This window comes from Carnobacterium divergens DSM 20623 (assembly GCF_000744255.1).
Classification (GTDB): Bacteria; Bacillota; Bacilli; order Lactobacillales; family Carnobacteriaceae; genus Carnobacterium; species Carnobacterium divergens.
Map to the genome: position 1 here is coordinate 462,664 of NZ_JQLO01000001.1, position 16,887 is coordinate 479,550.

Sequence of the window (16,887 nt, forward strand, 5' to 3'; positions counted from 1 at the left end):
AAAGTTGCTTATGGCTATTTTGCATAAGCCTTTTTTTATAGATAAATTTAATCGCCAACTTCTCTTGTTATTGGATGAATGGATAATAAATTAAGAATAAAAAGAATAAGTCTTTTCTTTTAATTTGTTAACTAAAAACGCTTGTTTAGAACGAACGTTTGTATTATAATAGAAATCTATGTTTGACAGTACGAGTGAAAGAGGAGGGAAAGTGCATGAAGTTTTTGATTCAACAAATGAAAAAATTTCGTTTGTTTACTGTTTTATCAATTGTTTTAACTAGTATCATGGTGGGTTCTCAATTGTGGCAACCTAAGTTATTGCAACAAGTATTAGAAGCGATTGTAAACGATAAATTAGACGATATTTATTCAATTGGAGTAATATTGATTGGAGTGGCTGGAGTCGGTTTGATTGCCGGCATTTTAAATACAATTACTTCAGCAAAAGTAGCTCAAGAAGTTGGAGCGAATTTAAGAGAAGAAAGTTTTAGAAAAATTCAAACATTTTCGTATAGTAATATTGAACGTTTTTCAACTGGAAATTTAGTTGTTCGTTTAACGAATGACATTACTCAAGTTCAAAATTTAGTGATGTTGGCTTTACAATCGTTGATCCGAATTCCAATTTTATTTATTGGTAGTTTTATTTTAGCTATGTATACTTTGCCACAATTGTGGTGGATCATTATTTTATTAGTTGTTTTAGTTTTTATTATTGTATTCTTTACTTTTGGTGCAATGGGCAAACACTTTGCTAAAATTCAAGGCTTTTTAGATCGTGTCAATGGCATTGCAAAAGAAAATTTAGCGGGTATGCGTGTTGTGAAATCATTCGTACAAGAAGAAAACGAAGAAAAACGTTTTACAGATGTTAGTGAATCGTTAACCTACCATACAATTAAAGTGGGAAATCTATTTTCAATTATGATTCCAGCCTTTATGTTTGTATCAAATATCGCTGTTGTGACATCAATTTTCTTTGTTGGAACAATGGTGAAGAGTGATCCAGCTGTCATTGGTGCAGTTGCTTCATTTATGAGTTATTTAACTCAAATTATGATGGCGATTATCATTGGTGGAATGTTAATGATGATGTCTTCAAGAGCGATTATTTCTTTAAAACGTATTTCCGAAATTCTTGAAACAAAATCAGACATTGAATACAGTGCAACACCGTTGAAAAAAGAACTTGATGGTAGTGTTACTTTTGAGCATGTTAGTTTTAAATATGAAAATGACGATGATGCAGCTTTAAAAGATATTTCATTTTCAGTTAAACCAGGTGAACTAGTTGGAATTGTTGGTGCTACTGGTTCAGGTAAATCGACCTTAGCACAATTAATGACAAGACTTTATGACCCAAGCGAAGGCGAGATTTTAATTGGTGGTGTGCCCTTAAAAGAAATTCCTAAGGATACTTTGCGCCATACCATTTCATTAGTTTTGCAACGGGCTGTCTTATTTTCAGGTACGATTGCGGATAATATTCGTCAAGGGAAACAAAATGCTTCGCTAGAAGAAATGGAGCATGCTTCTGCTATTGCTCAAGCAAAAGAGTTTATCGATCGTCAAGATAACCGATATGATGCAATGGTGGAAGAACGTGGCTTGAATTTTTCAGGTGGGCAAAAGCAACGATTATCAATTACAAGAGGAATTGTGGGGGAACCCAAAGTCTTGATTTTAGATGATAGTACAAGCGCCCTAGATGCTAAATCTGAAAAATTGGTAAAAGAAGCGTTGAATCAAGAATTAGATGATACAACAACATTTATTATCGCACAAAAAATTTCATCAGTCATTCAGGCCGATAAAATTTTAGTATTAGATCAAGGTAAATTGGTTCAAGTAGGAACCCATAAAGAGTTGCTACAAACGAGTGCTATTTATCAAGAAATCTATGAAACTCAAAAAGGGAAAGAGGTGGCAGTAAATGAGTGAATTTAAAAAAATTAGTCGCTTTTTCTGGATGTACTTGCGACATTTTAAATTACAATTAGCTGTCGTAATCGTAGCAGTAGTTGCTTCGACTTATTTACAAGTAAAAGCCCCTTACTATATTGGACAAGCGATTCAAGAATTAGCAAATTATGCAGCACGTGGTTTTAAAGATAATAGTGAATTTATCCGCATTATCTGGTTGTTAGTCATTTTTTATGTCTTGCTTGCAGCAGGTACCTTTATTCAAAGTATCTTGATGGCTGGAATTTCAGGTCGTTCGACTAATAAAATGCGTATTGATTTATTCAAAAAAATGGAAAGTTTATCTATCCGATTTTTTGACAGTCATAAAGACGGAGAGATGCTGAGCCGTTTTACAAGTGATTTAGATAATATATCAAATACGCTGAATCAAGCGCTAGTTCAAGTCATGTCGAATGTGGCGTTGATGGTTGGTGTGACTATTATGATGTTCCGTCAAGATGTTCAATTAAGTATCGTAACATTGGCAGCCGCTCCATTTGCCATTATTATAGCAGCTTTAGTCATTCGTAAAGCGCGTAAGTATGTAAACTTACAGCAAGAGAGCATCGGTTCTTTAAATGGTTATATTGATGAGAAAATTTCAGGTCAAAAAATGATTATTGCCAATGGTTTAGAGGCAGAAACTGTTACTGAATTTTTGGATTATAATCAGAATGTTAAAAAGGTTTCTTTTAAAGGGCAAGTTTACTCAGGTTTGCTTTTCCCAATGATGCAAGGAATTGCTCTTTTTAATACAGCGATTGTTATTTTCTTTGGTGGGTATTTTGCTTTAAATGGCAGTATCGAACGTGCGGTAGCACTAGGGTTAATTGTGACTTTTGTACAATATTCACAACAATTTTATATGCCCTTAACGCAAATTTCATCACAATATAGCATGCTGCAACTCGCTTTTACTGGTGCAAAACGTGTTATTGAAGTTCTTGATGAAGAGCCAGAAGTGGAACGTCCAACGGTAAAAGCAATGTATGGAATTGAAAAAGAAGTTCGTTTGGACCATGTTGATTTTTCATATGTAGCAAATAAACCTATTTTAAAGGATATTTCAATTACGGCGAAAAAAGGCCAAATGGTTGCTTTGGTAGGACCAACAGGATCTGGTAAAACGACCATTATGAACTTGCTAAATCGTTTCTATAATGTTGATAATGGGGCTATCTTAATCGATAATGTTGATATTCGAGATATTGAGTTAGCTTCATTACGAAAACAGGTAGGAATTGTGTTACAAGATTCAGTATTGTTTTCAGGCACGATTCGAGATAATATCGTTTTTGGTAAGCCAGAAGCTACAGATGAAGAAGTCATTGGCGCTGCAAAACAGGCGCATATTCATGATTTTATTATGTCATTAGATGATGGATATGAGACAATTGTAAGTGATGAACACAGTATTTTTAGTGTGGGGCAAAAACAATTGATAAGTATTGCTAGAACAATTATTACAGATCCATCCTTGTTGATATTAGATGAAGCAACGAGTAATGTCGATACGGTGACCGAAAGTAAAATTCAAAAAGCAATGGAAGCCATCATTTCTGGTCGAACCAGCTTTGTAATTGCCCATCGCTTAAAAACTATTTTAAATGCGGATTATATTGTCGTATTGAATCAAGGAGAAATCATTGAAGAAGGTACACATGAAGAACTATTGAATTTAGAAGGATTTTATTCTGAATTGTATCACAACCAATTTGTCATGGAATAGTAAAAAGCGCCTCTCATAAAGTATGAGAGGCGCTTTTTTAATTAAGCTTCTTTTTCTTCACTTGGTGAATCTAAGAAAATCGTACATACAACACCAATCACTAAACAAGTAATTCCCATCAAAACTAATAGGATAGGATTCATTGTAGCTGTTGTTGCACCCCAATAAGGAAAGACTCCTGTTTCAAATAAAGTAATTAAAGCTGAAATCATTACTCCAGCCACACCATAATAAACAAGACTTTCATATTTTGTTAGCAAATAGCCCATTAATTTAGCAATTAAAATGATTCCAACAACAGATCCGATAACAAATGGTACTAATAATAGGACACTACCAAATGCTGCACTAGCTGCAACAAAGTCACCTTTGAGTAAATAGAAAAGTAAATCTACAAACTGACCAACTGCATTATAAACGGTTCCATATTGATTGATAACCATTAACATAATGCTGCCACTTACACCTGGAACGGACATTAATGACATTGAGAAGGCACCTGCAAAGAGCATTGAAAAAGCATCGTCCCAACTATCAAAAGATTGAATTGCGATATATGATTCGCTGCCGCCCTCACCCATTTTTGTTAGGGCTAAAATAAGTAGAAATGAAACAACTGAAACAATTAAATAACTTGGCTTAAATGGGATTTTTTTCATTTTTTTAAAGACTAGAGGAAAACTGCCTAAGACTAATCCTACAAAGAATAAGTAAGATTGGATGGGGTACTCAATACAGACCCATAGAATCATTTTTGTAGAAGCCATAATCCCGATAACTGCACCAATTCCAATAGGTAATAAAAATTGAATAGAAGCTTTCTTATTAGACTTAAAATGATTAATAGCATCCATCATTTTTTCATATAATCCGACAACGACTGCAAAGATACTACCAGATAACCCTGGGATAACTAAGGCAATCCCAATTAAAAAACCTTTTAGTGTATTGATTAAAGACATTAAATAACGTTCCTCCTAAAGAATATTACTCATTTTTATGTTACATACCTTATTATAACGATTTTTTGATGGATCAACAATAATAAAATAGTTAAGATAATGATAAGATATTTAATTGTTTAATTGGTTTTTTAATGAGTAAAAAGGATAAATAAAACCAAATAGACTAAATTTATGTTAAACTAAAAACAAATTAAAAAAAGAAGGAACTCATTATGAAAGCAAAAAAAGTAACTAAAACAAATGCGTGTCGGATCTTGGATCAAGAAAGTATTCCTTATAAGATTTATGAATTTCCTTGGAGTGAGGATCATATTGACGCAAAGTCAGTAGCCGATCAGTTAGGAATTGCTACGGAGTCTATTTATAAAACACTCGTGACAGTAGGAGATAAAACCGGAGTGGTTGTAGCCTGCTTATCAGGATCTGTAGAGCTGGATTTAAAAGCCTTAGCGAAAGTAAGTGGCAATAAAAAAGTGGAAATGCTCCCGATGAAAGAATTGGAAAAGACAACTGGCTATATTCGCGGTGGTTGCTCGCCAATTGGTATGAAAAAAGAGTTTCCTACCTTTATTCAAAAAAGTGCTGAATTAGAAGATGAAATGATTATCTCTGCAGGTCGAAGAGGAATGCAATTAGCTGTTGCACCAAAAGAGCTAGCACAGGTAACAAAAGCACAATTTGTTGATATTAGTCACTAAAAGAGCAAAAGATAGCCCTTAAATGCCTAAGCATTTAAGGGCTATCTTTTTATTTTGTTGAAGAATCTTCTTCAGCAGCAGAGTCAGTTGCTGGTGGAACAAGCTCTGGTGCATCTGTTTTATATAAGTCAACAGTTGAAGTATTGTTGTTTTTACTATATAAACTTGTTGATTCTTTCCCTAATTTTTTGGTAATTGCATCAATTTGTTCTTTTTGTTTTTTATAATTGTAATCTTCTGGCGAAACTGGTTTAAAGCCATCAGGTGTATAGAATCTCAATAAGTCACTATTGATAATGCTGTCTGATAGATTTAATTGTTTTTCAACGCCTAATCTTATTTTTTCAACTTCATCAAGAACTTCTTGGGTAGGTTCTTCAATCAAGATTCCGGTTTTTGTTTCATAAATTTTTGAACCGATAACGGTATAATTAGGAGTAACAAAGTTTCCATTACGGAAAGTGACAGTTTGATCGTGACCGCTTGAAGTTAAATCAGTTCCAAATTGAATATAACTTTTAGCATCTACACCTAGTAAGTTTAATAGGGTAGGTAATACATCAATTTGTCCTCCGAATTCTTCTTTGATTCCACCATTTGTTTGACCAGGAATGTGGAACATTAATGGGACACGTTGTAACATTGCATTGTCGTAATCGTTCCATTCATTAGCATCTTTTCCTAATAATGGTGCCAGTGAAGGATTACGAGAATTTGAAATACCATAATGATCTCCATAAAGAACGAATACAGTATTGTCATATAAACCAGCTGCTTTTAAATAGTCAAACATTTCTTTAATAGACTGGTCTAAATAATGAGCTGTCGCAAAGTAACCGTCAATCGTGCTATCACCTGTTGACGCTCTTGGAAAGCTAACATTCGCATCATCAAGAGGGTAAGGGAAGTGATTGGTTACTGTTAAGAATTTTGTGTAGAAAGGTTGTTGTAATTGTTCTAAATATTGAGCAGACTCTTGGAAAAGAAGTTTATCTTTTAAGCCATATTCCAAGGTATTTCCTTCAGAAGTATCATAGTAACTTGCATCAAAGAAATAGTTGTATCCTAAAGATTTGTAGGTATCGTCACGGTTCCAGAAGGAGCCAACGTTTCCATGAAAAACGGCGCTTGTATAATTACCGTTGTCATGCAAAATTTTTGGAGCAGCTTGGAATGTGTTAGATGATCCTGCTTGAGTAAAAGCGGATCCTTGTGGCAAACCAAACAGTGAATTTTCTAGAATCGTTTCAGCATCACTTGTTTTTCCTTGTCCGACTTGATGGAAGAAATTTGGATAGCTACTTGTACTTTGGTCGTGGTAAAGGCTATTTAAGAAGGGCGTTACTTCATGTTCAACGCCGTTTTCATCTTTTAGCTTGTAATCAATCAAGAATTGTTGGAAGCTCTCTAAATGGATATAAACCACGTTACGTCCCTTAGCAGAACCAAATGTTTCTGGATTAGGCTCGGCACGATGTTCATTTAAATACTCTAAAACGTCATCCATATCTGAAACATCAGCATTGGCTTTAACTTGATTAGCTTGGGCTGTTTTAATTCCATCATAAACTGTAAAGACGTTTAACCCTAAATACTTGACGATATAGTTACGGTCAAATGTTCTTGTTAACAATTGAGGTCGATTGCTTTCGGCTAAACTTAAGTTGGCACTGAAAATAGCAATTGCTAACGCAGTTGTTGCAAATGCATAGCGTTTTTTAAAGGGTCTTGGATCAATTTTTACTTTTTTAGAAACAAGTAAAGCGATTAGAATAATAAAATCTAACCAATAGAAAGCATCTGAAAAATTGACTAAGGCAAAAGCACTTGAATTCAGTCCACCTGAAACACTCTTAACTCCTAACATCGTATTAACGGTTAAGAAGTCTGTAAATTCTCGATAATAAATGACATTGGCATAAATCAAAGCCGATGATAAGAAATAGAGAACAAATAATGCGATATAGGCGCTTCTGGGTTTTTTAAAGTACAGCGCAATTGAAAAGATAAACAGCGTTGTTGCGATTGGATTGATAATTAAGATGAACTGTTGTAGTGGTCCAGTAACTCCTAATGAAAAATCGGCTTGGTACCCATAATAAGTTTTAGCCCAGAAAAAAATCACACTTAAAGTGAAAAATCCTAAACGGGTATTTAATAAAGATTTTGTTTTATTCATAAAATTCAAAGTTGTTGTCCTCCTCTTAAAAAGCAGACAGTTTTTATGATTAGCACTAAAGCGTAGCGGGTAATCATCATTTTTGTGATGGATATTTGCCTGTTGCTTTAAAAATATATCACCTTCAATTTTACCGTTTCTCGATTTTAAAGTCAACTTTATAAAAAAATTGATTCATTTCGCAAAGTGAGTCTGTAAGAGGTTCAGACGCTAATTTAGGATTTTAATAAAAATTTAAACAAACTTTCCATGATTTTTCTTGTCTTTAAGTTATAATGAATATTGATTTATCACTAAAAGGGGGGATCCCAAAAAACGATGCTTTTCTTAAATGATTTATATGAATACACTGAGACGGTTTTTGGGGACACAATCAATCATTTCCCATTAATTAAATTAATTTTTTATAGTTTAGATAAAACGCTGATTTACTTTTTAATTTGGTTAGCCCTTCGTTTTTTTTATTTGCTTTTGAAAAGAAAGAGTGGCCAAAAGAATTCGTTGCTTAAAGAGCTATTGCTTCATTTATTTGTTTTCTACTTTATTTTGTTATTTCAACTGACTGTTTTTCGTGGGGAGTACACGATAATGAATGTCTATGTTGAATGGCGGCCAATTAGTGAAGTTAACTGGGAACCATTTACAGAAACGTTTAAATTGACTAATGGCTCTTCTCAATTTGATTTCTTTTATAATCTGTATGGAAATATTTTTTGGTTTATTCCAATGGGTTTTTTCTTAGGAATGTTATTCAGGAAAAGACATCCATTTTTTAAAGTCTTACTGTTTGGTTTTTTATGCTCTCTTTCAATCGAAACGATGCAGTTTCTTTTTAGAACAGGGGTCGCGGACATTGACGATTTGATTTTTAATACAATTGGTACACTTATCGGATATTTACTTTATGAAATTATTTTTTCAATTAAGAGAATAGTCAGCAAGGGAGCAACGGATTAATCACTGGTTGCTTTTTTGCTATGCTATAATAAAACTGACTTTAATGAAAAGAGATGACTCTACTATGGTAGAAAAAGCAAAAGCAGCAAGAACGATTTGGCAAAGAAATTTAAAAATACTTTGGATAGGGTGCTTCTTAGCTGGAATGGGTTTTAGTTTAGTAATGCCTTTTATGTCGTTATACATTGATACGTTAGGAGACTTTTCTCAAAAACAACTAAGCCTTTGGAGCGGGGTTACGTTTAGCTCGACTTTTTTAGTAACAGCAATCGTTTCACCTTATTGGGGACGGTTGGCTGATCGTAAAGGCCGCAAGTTAATGTTGCTACGTTCAGCTTTAGGGATGGCGATTGTCATCGGTTTGATGAGTTGTGTTACAAATGTGTATCAATTGATTGGGTTGCGCTTGCTACAAGGAGTTTTCTCAGGATTTATCTCAAATGCGACAGCATTAATTGCAACACAAGTTCCTAGAGAACAAAGTGGTAAAACATTAGGCACTTTAACGACTGGAAGTGTCACGGGAACGTTATTAGGTCCTTTTTTTGGTGGTGGGATTGCTGAATTGTTTGGATATCGAATTCCTTTTTTGTTGACAGGAATTTTATTGTTAGTGGTTTTCTTTTTATGTTTCTTTTTTGTGAAAGAAGAATTTCAGCCAGTCGAAAAAGGAACGGAGCTTTCTGGCAAGGAAGTATTGAAAAACCTAACGTATCCTCGAGTAATTGTAGGGATGTTTATTACAACGATGATGATTCAAGTAGCAGCTAATTCAATTAGTCCCATTTTAAGTTTATATATTAAAGAACTATTAGGAGCTAATCAAAACGTTGCATTTATTAGTGGCATTGTGGCATCGGTGCCAGGCATTGCTACATTAATTGCAGCGCCTCGGTTAGGAGCTTTAGGGGATCGAATCGGAAGTGAACGGATCTTAATGGCGGGTTTGATTGTATCGATTTGCCTGTTATTACCGATGGCTTTTGTTACAAATGTTTGGCAATTAGCTGTTTTACGTTTCTTTTTAGGGGTATCTGATGCTGCATTGATTCCGGCTGTTCAAGCTATTTTAACTAAAAATAGTCCTCATATTGTTGCTGGACGGATTTTTAGCTATAATCAGTCTTTTCAAGCGATGGGAAATGTGATGGGACCTTTGATCGGATCGATGATTTCAAGTAGTTTAGGTTTTAGAGGGGTTTTTATCATTACACCACTTTTTGTTCTATTTAATTTTATACTTGTCAGAAGAAATACGAAAAGTATTCATCAGCAATTACATTAAAAACAGCTTTTGCCAGCGGTTCTAGTTTATGGTATGCTTTGAAACGAGGATTTAAAAGTAGTCAGTATTTAATTTAAAGGAGCTAATACAACGTGGAAAAAATAAAATTAAAGAAAGTCGCAACCAAGAGAGTGAAAGAGGGCTATCCGCTATTAGTTAAAGGGGATTTTCTTTCAGAGCCTAAGCTGAATGACGGTTCTTTTGTAGAATTAGTCGATGATCAAAAACAATTTGTTGCGAGAGGCTATCTTGCTACTCAAAATAAAGGAGATGGCTGGGTTTTAACAACGAACCCTAAGGAGCTATTAGAGCAAAGTTTCTTTGAAGGTCTTTTTTTGAAAGCTGAAAAAGCAAGAAATACATTAAAACTTGATGAATCAACGACGGCTTTTCGCTTCTTTAATGGTGAAGGGGACGGTCTTGGCGGTTTAACAATTGACTATTACGCAGATTATTATGTTTTTTCTTGGTATAGTGAGGGAATTTATAAACATCATTCTGTGATTCTTAAAGCTTTTCAAGCGGTGATTAAAAACTGTCTTGGGATTTATCAAAAATTTCGTTACGATGTAAAAGGCAAAGAATACAGCAGTCATATTTCTGGTGAAATTGCACCAACGCCATTGATAATTCTTGAGAATGGGATTCAATATGCTACCTACCTTGATGATGGTTTGATGACGGGAATTTTCTTAGATCAAAGAGAGGTTCGAGAAACGATTCGAGAAAACTATTCAATGGGAAAAACAGTTTTAAATACATTTAGCTATACTGGTGCTTTTTCTGTGGCAGCAGCAATGGGAGGAGCAAGTGAAACAACGAGCGTTGATTTAGCTAACCGGAGTTTGCCTAAAACTAAAGAACAATTTGAAGTTAATGGAATTAGCGCTGATACACAACGGATTTTAGTAATGGACGTTTTTGATTATTTTAAATACGCATTGAAAAAAAACTTATCTTACGATACAGTGATTATTGATCCACCAAGTTTTGCTCGCTCAAAGAAGCGGACATTTAGCGTTGCCAAAGATTATCAAAAACTATTAGAAGAAGTCATTTCAATTACAAATCATAATGGTGTGATTGTGGCTTCAACTAATGCGGCTAATGTAACGATGGAAAAATTTGAAGGATTTATTCGTAAAGCGTTTGAAAACAGTCATGAAAAATATACCTTATTAGAAAAATATAGTTTACCAAGTGATTTTAAATTGAATCCACATTTTCCAGAAGGCGACTATTTGAAAGTATGTATTTTAAGAAAAAAATAGTTTAATAGAAAGTATTCCAGCAAAGAGGGAATGCTTTTTTGTTGCTAATTAGTTTAAAAATTTACTAAAATAGCTAGGTAAGGAGATGGAAAAAATGCAAACTAGTGAACTATTGATTCGCTCTCTTGAAAATATTAGTGTGATTTATTTTTTTATCTCAGTTATTTTCTATTTATTTGATGGCAAAGAAATCATTACCGTCTATTCTACTTATTGGAAAAAACTATTATTTGGGATTTCCTTTGGAATGTTAGCTTTATTACTTACAGAAACAGCAATTAATGAAGGAACAAGTGAGCTGTCTTACAGTCTGATTCCTATTTTTATTTGTTTTTATTTAGCAGGACCCTTTGCAGGTATGACAAGTTTTTTTGTTTTATCTGTTACCGATAGGGTAGCTTTTAGTTTTTTTAATGTTACCTACATGCTTGTGATTTTTATGTTTTTGATTGTTTTAAGAGTTTGGGAAAAAAGATCAGTTAAAGCTTTTTCAATCGTTCTTTTTATTCTTATTTTCTATTCTTTAGTGCTTATTTTCATATTTTATCCTACCGCAATTTGGAAACCGAGTATTTGGATATTTGAATTATTTTGTTATCTATCTTCAGTAATTTGTTACTTTTTTATTAATAAACAACGGATTTATTTTCAAAGTCATTTAACTTTAGTGGATGAATCAAGGAAAGATTTTTTAACAGAGCTTTATAATCGTAATTACCTAGTTAAATTAATCAAACAAAGAGATGCGAAACAAAAACGCTACAGTATCTTATTGCTAGATATTGACCACTTTAAAAAAATTAATGATCACTACGGCCACGCTGCAGGCGACACTATTTTAATGCAATTTGCAGCACTCTTAATGCGAAAAACTAGTGGAAGGAATTCGCTTGTTTTTCGCTATGGTGGGGAAGAGTTTATTGTTTTAGTTGATGAAACAGACCGTGAAAAAATAACGAAATTAGCTGAAACTATTCGTGTGGCTGTGGAAACATATCCCTTCATTTTATCTGAAGAGAAAAAAATAGCGGTGACAACATCAATCGGAGTTTCGTTTAAGCTAAATGAAAAACAACGTTATCAAGAAATAATTAATCAAGCAGATGAAGCATTGTACAAAGGGAAGGCTCAAAATCGAAATCAAGTAGTTGTTTTTGATGAAAAGTAAGAAATACAAAAAGTTGCCTAAAAAACAAGATCTTGTTTTTTAGGCAACTTTTTTAGTTGATAGAGATTCCCGCTAGTGCTAAAGAATCTGTAATAATAGTTTTAGCGGCATGTGGATAAAAGTGTTCTTCCATATGTTGCACTAAATTTTTTGCTAACAGGGGTTGCTTTAATAACTGATAAATAGCTGGAATAATTTCTTCTTCAGTTTTAGTTACAATAGCCATACATTCTTTTTCAAATAATTGCGCATTTTCACTTTCTTGTCCTGGAACACCAGGAGTTAAAATTAAAGGCGTTTGAATGGCTAGGGCCTCTGATAAGGAAATACCTCCTGGTTTGGTAATCATAATATCGGCGTGACTCATTAATTTAGCCATTTCCGAAACAAATCCTTTGATTTCAATAGTAGGTTGATCTGCAAATTGTGTTGATAGAGAATCAAAAAGATTTTTATTATTGCCGCAAACAACAACAATGTTCAAATCCTCTTTTGATTGTAATTCTTCAAGGATATCAGCTAAATTTGTTAAAACACCGTATGCTCCTGCTGAAATCAAGAGATTTTTTTTGCTGGAAGGAGATGTCATTTTCTGTGCTTTTTCTTGATTTTCAAGATAAAACTGTTCTTTGATAGGAATACCAGAAATTGTAATGGTTTCTTTTGGAATGCCAGATTCGATCAGTTCTGTTTTCAAATGATTGCAAGAAACAAAAAAATGATCAATTTCTTTTGAGACCCAACGAGTATGCAAACAAAAATCAGTCAGTACATTGACAAAAGGAATGCGTTTGCCGACTTTTTTCTTATAGGCAGGAAAAACTTGCATTGGAAACGTGTTTATCACCAAATCAAAGTCGTTGTTTTTCATCAATTGATTTAAACGGATATAACCGTATGAATCAGTAAACTTATCAAAGCTGTGCTCTTTTAATTGATTGTCAAAATTATAGTACAGAAAGCCATAAAGATTGCGGTATCTAGTAAAGCTTTTAATATATAGATATTTTGTAACAGTAGTGACAATTGGGTGAGCTTCATAAAATAAGTCCGACGTGGTAATATCTTTGATACCAACTCGATGAAGTTCTTCAATTAGTGCTCTTGTTACTTCAAGATGCCCGTTTCCATAGCTACCTGTTAAAATGAGTATTTTTGGAGCTTTGTCCAAGTGACCATCCATCCTTTCTGTGTTCATTTTGATAGAGTATATCATAGTGATGCTTATTTTGTTAAGTTCAAAGGTGAAACAGGAATTTCAATACCTGCAGCTGTTAAGGCTACAATGTATTTTTGTAAAAATTCATTTTGAATTTGATATTGGCTGCCGTTTAGAGTGAAAATAACAATTCGCATCGCAAGCTGCCCATTTCCTAAATCAGTTAAGCCTAAATTAGTAGGTCCTTGAACGATTTCTTGGTGAAGTGGAACCAATTCTTCATTAACAGCTTCAATGATACTGGCAACTTTGTCAATATCAGGATTTGGCATCATATGAATATCGATTAATGCGCGCATATTGCCTCTAGATAAGTTGCTAACAATCGTGATGTTACGGTTTGGAATATAGTTTAACGTACCATTAACGCTTTTAACTTGCGTTGTTCTGAGTCCAACTGCTACTACATTGCCTTCAATTAAGTCTAATTTAACAAAGTCTCCAACATCTAGTTGTTTTTCTAAAATAATGAAAAAACCAGTAACAATGTCGCTAATAAAACCTTGTGCGCCAAGACCAATTGCAATTCCTACCACCCCAGCACCAGCGATTAACGTTGCAACAGGAACACCTAAAATTGACAGTAAAGCATAAGCATAGAAAAAAACCATCACATAGTGGAATATATTTAATGATAAGGTATAAAGTGTGTTTGAACGGTTTTCTGAAACGTATTTTTTCTTCTTATAATTATTAAAGCTTTTATCAAGAAAAACTTTTCCCATTTTACGAAAGACAAAAAATAAAAAGGTAATAAAAACAAGTTGGATTGATTTATTGATAAGCAAGGCTAAAATGTTGTTCCAATCAATACTATGCCAATAATTAACAAATAGATTGGTACTTTTGGATACTTTTTCAACCACGTCATTTGTGACAGAACTATCTACATCTTGATTCATAAAAAAACTCCTTTAAAAACTACTTAGTTTCATTCTATCAAAAATTAAGCGGAAAAGAAAAAAAATTAGTAGAAATTAAGAATAAACTAACGTTCTTAATAAAAATTATTGGAAACCCCTTTCGTATAATTTGAAGTGATAGTGAAAAAATGTTATTCTAATTAAGAAGAATAGTGACTATTTAGTTGATTTTTAGTAGCTTTTTACGAATACATATCAATTTAAATAGCATGAATACTATATTTAGATGGGAGTGAGGCATTAAGATGACAGGTGGAGAAATTGCAGCAATTATTGCAGCAGTTGCATTTGCCGTTTTAGTTGTGTTTATCGTGATGGCAGTGATGAAAATCACTAAAATTATGGAAGAAATTTCTAAAACAGTAAAAGAGGCAAACAACAGTATCGAAGTGATTACGAAAGATGTCGATAGTTTATCGATTGAAGTTGAAGGGCTATTGAATAAATCCAATGTTTTATTAGATGATGTCAACGGCAAATTAGGTATGACAGACCCTCTATTCCAAGCAATTGGTGATTTGGGTGTGACGGTTTCTGATTTAAACCAATCAAGTCGTAATTTAGCAGGGCATGTAACAGGCGCAACTAAGAAAACTGCGCAAGCTTCCGTTATTTCAAAAATTGGCCGTACGGCATGGTCAATGAATAAAAATCGTAAAGCTAAAAAAGTATCGAAACAATCACTATAAAAATGAAATGAGGAATGAAAGATGGCTAAAAAAGGTGGATTTTTACTAGGAACAATTATTGGTGGTACAGCTGCAGCAATTACTGCATTATTATTTGCACCAAAATCAGGAAAAGAATTACGTGGCGATATTAACGATAAAGCCAATGATTTTAAAGAAACTGCAAAAGACTATGCAGATATCGCTGTAGATAAGGGAACTGAAATTAGTCGTGTTGCAAAAGATGCTACAGAAGATATCAAAGTAAACTTAAAAGATACTGCGAATCAATTTGCAGATCAATTAAAACAAACATCTAAAGAAGTAGAATCAGATTTAGAAGATATTCATACTGAATTAGATAGCAACAAAGAAGAGTTGAAATCAGACTTAGAAGATACAAAAGATACAGCTGTAGCAGGAGCTAAAAATGTTGCAGATGAAGTGAAATCAGCAACTGATGATGTAAAAGGGGAAGCTAAAAAAACAGCTGAAACAGTGAAATCAGATGCGAAAGATGTTGCGAACGAAGCAAAAGACCAAGCAAAAGATGTAAAAGAAGACGTTAAAGCAACGATTAAAGACGCTAAAAAATAAACGCAAGTTAAAAACCGTTTGACCTCCATTTATTTGGAGGTCAAACGGTTTTTTTAGGTTATACACCAAAGGCATCGCTTAATTCTTTAAAAATATCATTTTCGTTTTGAATGACCCAAGCGTTTTTATCATCGGGATTTTCTTTTAGAGAAATAGATAGTTTTATAGGTTCTTTTGTTTCAGTATTTGCTTTAATTTTTTCTGAATAAATGTCAAAAGCTAATTGATTAATCACCTTTTGTGCATCTTCTTCAGACAAATCTTCTTTGATTAAATCGGGGTTAGCTGCTATCTTTTGGGAGATTTCTTCTTCAAGGTTATCTAAATTCAATTCTTTTAAGCCAGAAACAGTTACTTCAACAGTTGCTTTATCTGATTTTTCATGTAAAATTTTTGTCGAAAATTTAGTGTTTTTTTTCAAATTCGTTTGATAAACTTGATAAAGGTCATCTAGCTTCTTATCGTAGTCCGCGCCTAATTTGAACTGCTCTTTTAAAGAGGTAGTAAAGTTTTCTTTGTCTTCTTTTGCTAAGTCCATTTCTTTTTCAGCAAAAGCTTTTTGTAAAGTGTCGGTTTCTTCACTATAGATATAGGCTTTGATATAGCTTGAAATAGCATCTTCTGAATCAACTTTTTTTGTACAACCAGCTAACAAGGTTAAGCTGATACTCAATACAGCTAAAATGGGTAAAATTCTTTTTTTCATTTTTATAGGCTCCTATTACTATTAACGTCCATTACGGAAATAGTTTTTCTTTTCTTCTACAATATTTCTTCTTTCATCCTGGCTTAAGTTAGGATCACTTAGACGTTCTCCATACTCACGCCCTTTATTGCTGCGTTCTTGCCAATTGTTTTGACTAGCTCCCGTTGTTGCTTCTGGAGTAGCAGAACTAGCCGACGGTTCATTTGGTTCTACCGGAGTAGTTTGTTGAGTATTCACTGCTGCTTGTTGTTCTTGAGCTGCTTGCTCATTAGCGACTTGCTGGGCTTGTTCTTGGGTAGCGCGAGCTTGAGCTTCTTCTTCTGCTTTGACTAAAGCCTCTTCTTTGATGGCAATTTTTTCTTTGATCGTTTCTTTCACTTCAACATCGACTCTAGAAAGAACTTGATTAAGTTGTGTCATCATTTTTTCTCGTTTAATTTTGAAACGATTTTCAATCAAACTTGAAGTATCGGGTTTGGCAATAGCAGGAACTGAACATAGGCTTCCTCCAACAATCATTATTACAGCACCTGTTACTAATTTCTTTTTCATTAA

At 33.7% G+C, this 16,887-nt stretch carries 15 protein-coding genes; 9 read left to right on the plus strand and 6 right to left on the minus strand.

The window, feature by feature from the left end:
- Positions 1 to 236 precede the first annotated feature (236 nt).
- Positions 237 to 1,943 (plus strand): ABC transporter ATP-binding protein, encoded by a 1,707-nt coding sequence (locus tag BR52_RS02330; protein WP_376711121.1) that lies wholly within the window; start codon positions 237 to 239, stop codon positions 1,941 to 1,943.
- Positions 1,936 to 3,696, plus strand: coding sequence for an ABC transporter ATP-binding protein (locus tag BR52_RS02335; protein WP_034568773.1), 1,761 nt, complete (start codon positions 1,936 to 1,938; stop codon positions 3,694 to 3,696). Before BR52_RS02330 ends, BR52_RS02335 begins: the two co-directional genes overlap by 8 nt.
- A 41-nt stretch (positions 3,697 to 3,737) precedes the next feature.
- Here the strand turns inward: BR52_RS02335 and BR52_RS02340 are convergent, their stop codons facing one another.
- Complete coding sequence (locus tag BR52_RS02340; RefSeq protein ID WP_034568776.1) at positions 3,738 to 4,658, minus strand: DUF368 domain-containing protein; 921 nt, start codon at positions 4,656 to 4,658, stop codon at positions 3,738 to 3,740.
- A gap of 215 nt (positions 4,659 to 4,873) precedes the next feature.
- On the opposite strand from BR52_RS02340, the gene ybaK reads away from it, so the two are divergent.
- Positions 4,874 to 5,359 carry a Cys-tRNA(Pro) deacylase gene (ybaK, locus tag BR52_RS02345; protein WP_034568778.1) on the plus strand — a complete coding sequence of 162 codons (486 nt, stop codon included), beginning with the start codon at positions 4,874 to 4,876 and terminating at the stop codon, positions 5,357 to 5,359.
- Between the two features lie 49 nt (positions 5,360 to 5,408).
- Here ybaK and BR52_RS02350 read toward each other — a convergent pair whose 3' ends face one another.
- Entirely contained in the window at positions 5,409 to 7,538 is a 2,130-nt protein-coding gene (locus tag BR52_RS02350) for an LTA synthase family protein (protein WP_034573401.1), read from the minus strand.
- Between the two features lie 318 nt (positions 7,539 to 7,856).
- On the opposite strand from BR52_RS02350, the gene BR52_RS02355 reads away from it, so the two are divergent.
- The 4 genes from BR52_RS02355 (at position 7,857) to BR52_RS12505 (ending at position 12,219) form a co-directional block, all read left to right on the plus strand.
- A complete protein-coding gene (locus BR52_RS02355) occupies positions 7,857 to 8,495 on the plus strand; it encodes a VanZ family protein (protein WP_034568780.1) in 639 nt (212 codons plus the stop codon).
- A gap of 64 nt (positions 8,496 to 8,559) precedes the next feature.
- Positions 8,560 to 9,780 (plus strand): multidrug efflux MFS transporter, encoded by a 1,221-nt coding sequence (locus BR52_RS02360; protein ID WP_034568781.1) that lies wholly within the window; start codon positions 8,560 to 8,562, stop codon positions 9,778 to 9,780.
- Positions 9,781 to 9,872: 92 nt separating this feature from the next.
- Complete coding sequence (locus BR52_RS02365; RefSeq protein ID WP_034568783.1) at positions 9,873 to 11,051, plus strand: class I SAM-dependent rRNA methyltransferase; 1,179 nt, start codon at positions 9,873 to 9,875, stop codon at positions 11,049 to 11,051.
- 94 nt (positions 11,052 to 11,145) lie between these two features.
- The gene (locus BR52_RS12505) at positions 11,146 to 12,219 is read left to right on the plus strand and encodes a GGDEF domain-containing protein (protein ID WP_051915605.1); all 1,074 of its coding nucleotides are present in this window, start codon (positions 11,146 to 11,148) and stop codon (positions 12,217 to 12,219) included.
- 52 nt (positions 12,220 to 12,271) lie between these two features.
- On the opposite strand, the gene BR52_RS02375 is transcribed toward BR52_RS12505, so the two are convergent.
- Together BR52_RS02375 and BR52_RS02380 are read right to left on the minus strand one after the other, a co-directional pair.
- Complete coding sequence (locus BR52_RS02375; protein WP_236707207.1) at positions 12,272 to 13,390, minus strand: MGDG synthase family glycosyltransferase; 1,119 nt, start codon at positions 13,388 to 13,390, stop codon at positions 12,272 to 12,274.
- Positions 13,391 to 13,443: 53 nt separating this feature from the next.
- Positions 13,444 to 14,340 carry a mechanosensitive ion channel family protein gene (locus tag BR52_RS02380; RefSeq protein ID WP_034568786.1) on the minus strand — a complete coding sequence of 299 codons (897 nt, stop codon included), beginning with the start codon at positions 14,338 to 14,340 and terminating at the stop codon, positions 13,444 to 13,446.
- Positions 14,341 to 14,606: 266 nt separating this feature from the next.
- On the opposite strand from BR52_RS02380, the gene BR52_RS02385 reads away from it, so the two are divergent.
- Positions 14,607 to 15,050, plus strand: coding sequence for a DUF948 domain-containing protein (locus BR52_RS02385; protein ID WP_034568787.1), 444 nt, complete (start codon positions 14,607 to 14,609; stop codon positions 15,048 to 15,050).
- Between the two features lie 21 nt (positions 15,051 to 15,071).
- Positions 15,072 to 15,626, plus strand: coding sequence for a YtxH domain-containing protein (locus BR52_RS02390; protein WP_034568790.1), 555 nt, complete (start codon positions 15,072 to 15,074; stop codon positions 15,624 to 15,626).
- 58 nt (positions 15,627 to 15,684) lie between these two features.
- Here the strand turns inward: BR52_RS02390 and BR52_RS02395 are convergent, their stop codons facing one another.
- Positions 15,685 to 16,332 (minus strand): DUF5105 domain-containing protein, encoded by a 648-nt coding sequence (locus BR52_RS02395; protein ID WP_034568794.1) that lies wholly within the window; start codon positions 16,330 to 16,332, stop codon positions 15,685 to 15,687.
- A gap of 21 nt (positions 16,333 to 16,353) precedes the next feature.
- Positions 16,354 to 16,884: a hypothetical protein gene (locus tag BR52_RS02400; protein ID WP_034568795.1), complete on the minus strand. Its 531-nt coding sequence runs from the start codon at positions 16,882 to 16,884 to the stop codon at positions 16,354 to 16,356.
- Between the last annotated feature and the right edge of the window lie 3 nt (positions 16,885 to 16,887).